Genomic DNA, 2,724 nt, shown 5'->3' with positions numbered 1-2,724 from the left:
GAGTATCGCGGTCTGACGGTCGCCAACCTGGCCGAACTGCGCCGGTCGCTGTCTGGTTCGGCGACGTACTCGGTCGCCAAGAACACGCTGATCAAGCGGGCCGCATCGGAAGCGGGCGTGGAAGGGCTCGACGAGCTGTTCATCGGACCGACCGCGATCGCGTTCGTCAGTGGCGAGGCGGTTGACGCCGCCAAGGCGATCAAGAAGTTCGCCAAGGACCACAAGGCGCTGGTCATCAAGGGCGGCTACATGGACGGTCGCGCGCTGATCGTCGCCGAGGTCGAGCGCATCGCTGACCTGGAATCCCGCGAAGTCCTGCTGGCCAAGCTGGCCGGAGCGATGAAGGCCAACCTGTCCAAGGCGGCCGGGCTGTTCAACGCGCCCGCCTCGCAGGTGGCCAGGCTTGCTGCCGCACTGCAAGAAAAGAGAGCGGCCGAGGCTCCCGCCGCTGAGGCCCCTGGGGAAGGCGCCGCCCCCGAAGCCGCGGCTCCGGCCGCTGAGGCCCCCGCCGCCGAGGCGGAGCCGACCGAAACACCAGCGGAATCACCCGCCGAAACCACCGAATAACCCCGTAACCATCTAGGAAGGACCAACACCATGTCCAAGCTGTCCACTGACGAATTGCTCGACGCCTTCAAGGAACTCACCTTGCTGGAGCTCTCGGAGTTCGTGAAGAAGTTCGAAGAGACCTTCGAGGTCACCGCGGCCGCCCCGGTCGCCGTGGCTGCAGCCGGCCCCGCCGCCGGTGGCGCGCCCGCCGAGGCCGCCGAGGAGCAGTCGGAGTTCGACGTCATCCTCGAAGCCGCCGGTGACAAGAAGATCGGCGTCATCAAGGTTGTGCGTGAGATCGTCTCGGGCCTGGGCCTGAAAGAGGCCAAGGACCTCGTCGACGGCGCGCCCAAGCCGGTTCTGGAGAAGGCGCCCAAGGAGGCTGCCGAGGAAGCCAAGGCCAAGCTCGAGGCCGCCGGCGCCAGCGTCACCGTCAAGTAGTCGATTCGCGAAAGCCCCCGGAGTCAACTCGGCTCCGGGGGTTTCGTGTATCTAGCGCTGCACCGACGCTTGCTGCGACTTTCGCACCCGCTCAGGTGAATCGCCAAGCGCGATGAGAAGATTCGCGGTCATCCAACCGAGCACCGGTCCAAACGCGCTGCCCTGTGGGCCGTAGAAGCCGGCGAGTTCAAGCATCACGAAGCCGTGCACCGAGGCCCAGAACTGAGCGGCGACGGCCACCACGGTGGCGTCATCGGAGGCCGATCCCGCCGTGATCCGGCCGGCCAGCATGCAGCGGTGTACGCCGTCCACGACGTGCGCGAAGCTGGGGTAGTGGTCGGTGATCTCGGCCACGCCCAACGTCAGCAAGTCGAGAGCCGGCGCGTTGATGCCCTGCGCGCTGGTGCTGCCGAACATCAGCCGGTACATATGCGGACGCTCGATCGCATAGCGCCGGTAGGCATTCCCGGTGGCGATCAGATCCGCGACCGGGTCCGCCGTCGGCGCCATCGTCAACGCGGCATCGAACTGGCGAATCCCCTCCTCGGCAATCGCCGCAATCAAGCCGGGCATCCCGCCGAAATAGGTGTAGACCGCCATCGTCGACGTCCCCGCCGCGCTGGCGATCTTGCGCGTCTGTAACCCGTCGGGACCGTCCTGGTTGAGGATGTCGACGGCGACGCGCAGCAACTCATCACGCACGTTGCGCTCGGTGCTCGGGCTCGGGGGACTCATTTGCTGAACATCTTGACACAGCGAACCTCGAATGGGTATAACAGTGGCATATCAATGTTATAGGAGCTTGGAGGCCGAAGTGAACACAACCGTCACCGCCCCACCAGCGAATCCGTATCTCGATGACTTCCTGGCGCCGGTCAGCACCGAGGTCACCGCGACCGATCTCGCGGTTACCGGTCACATCCCCGACTTCCTCGACGGGCGCTACCTGCGCAACGGTCCCAATCCCGTCGCCGAGGTCGACCCCGCCACCTATCACTGGTTCACCGGCGACGGCATGGTGCACGGCGTAGCACTGCACGGCGGCAAAGCCGATTGGTATCGGAACCGCTGGGTGCGCAGCGCGGGCGTGCGCGCGGCTCTCGGCGAGCCGGCGACCGCCGCCCGCAATCTGCGCGCCGGAATGCAGTCCTTGGGCGCCAACACCAATGTGCTCGCCCACGCCGGCAAGACCCTGGCTCTCATCGAGGGCGGCGTCGCGAACTACGAACTCACCGACGAACTCGACACGGTCGGTGCCTGCGATTTCGACGGGACCCTCACCGGCGGCTATGCCGCCCACCCGCATCGTGACCCGCGGACCGGCGAACTGCACGCGGTGTCCTACTCCTTCGCACGCGGCAAAAACGTGCAGTACTCCGTCATCGACACGAACGGCCACGCCCGTCGCACCGTCGACATCGAGGTCTCGGGATCGCCGATGATGCATGACTTCTCATTGACCGACAAATATGTAGTGCTCTACGACCTGCCGGTGACCCTCGACCCGATGCAGGTGCTGCCGAAAAAGATGCCCAAGTGGATGCGCCACCCGGCTCAGTTGGTGGCCCAAGCCGTCGTCGGACAGGTCCCGGTTCCCGGCCCGATCGCGGCGATGATGAGCCGCAACGAGAAGTCGGCCTACCAGCTGCCGTATGCCTGGAATCCGAAATACCCGGCCCGCATCGGCGTGATGCCACGCGAGGGCAACAACAGCGACGTGCGCTGGTTCGAGAT

Annotated in this window: 4 protein-coding genes; 3 read left to right on the top strand and 1 reads right to left on the bottom strand. The window is 65.8% G+C overall.

Features of this window, described 5'->3' with window-relative positions:
- A partial coding sequence (gene rplJ / locus VN856_RS25525) for a 50S ribosomal protein L10 (RefSeq protein ID WP_325694517.1) occupies window positions 1-567 on the top strand: 567 nt, incomplete at its 5' end.
- A 30-nt stretch (window positions 568-597) separates the two neighbouring features.
- Window positions 598-990: a 50S ribosomal protein L7/L12 gene (gene rplL / locus VN856_RS25520; RefSeq protein ID WP_325694515.1), complete on the top strand. Its 393-nt coding sequence runs from the start codon at window positions 598-600 to the stop codon at window positions 988-990.
- A gap of 51 nt (window positions 991-1,041) precedes the next feature.
- Here the strand turns inward: rplL and VN856_RS25515 are convergent, their stop codons facing one another.
- Window positions 1,042-1,725, bottom strand: coding sequence for a TetR/AcrR family transcriptional regulator (locus VN856_RS25515; protein WP_325694513.1), 684 nt, complete (start codon window positions 1,723-1,725; stop codon window positions 1,042-1,044).
- A gap of 79 nt (window positions 1,726-1,804) precedes the next feature.
- Here VN856_RS25515 and VN856_RS25510 point away from each other — a divergent pair.
- On the top strand, window positions 1,805-2,724 hold a 920-nt coding region (locus VN856_RS25510), incomplete at its 3' end, for a carotenoid oxygenase family protein (RefSeq protein ID WP_325694511.1).

Source organism: Mycobacterium sp. (assembly GCF_035603715.1).
Lineage (GTDB): Bacteria > Actinomycetota > Actinomycetes > Mycobacteriales > Mycobacteriaceae > Mycobacterium.
The sequence above is the reverse complement of the archived record's forward strand: the minus strand, read 5'-3'. Positions and strand labels throughout refer to the sequence as shown.

Coding starts and splice junctions, on each gene's coding strand:
- rplL (WP_325694515.1), top strand. CDS start 598: ATGTCCAAGCTGTCCACTGACGAATTGCTCGACGCCTTCAAGGAACTC.
- VN856_RS25515 (WP_325694513.1), bottom strand. CDS start 1,725: ATGAGTCCCCCGAGCCCGAGCACCGAGCGCAACGTGCGTGATGAGTTG.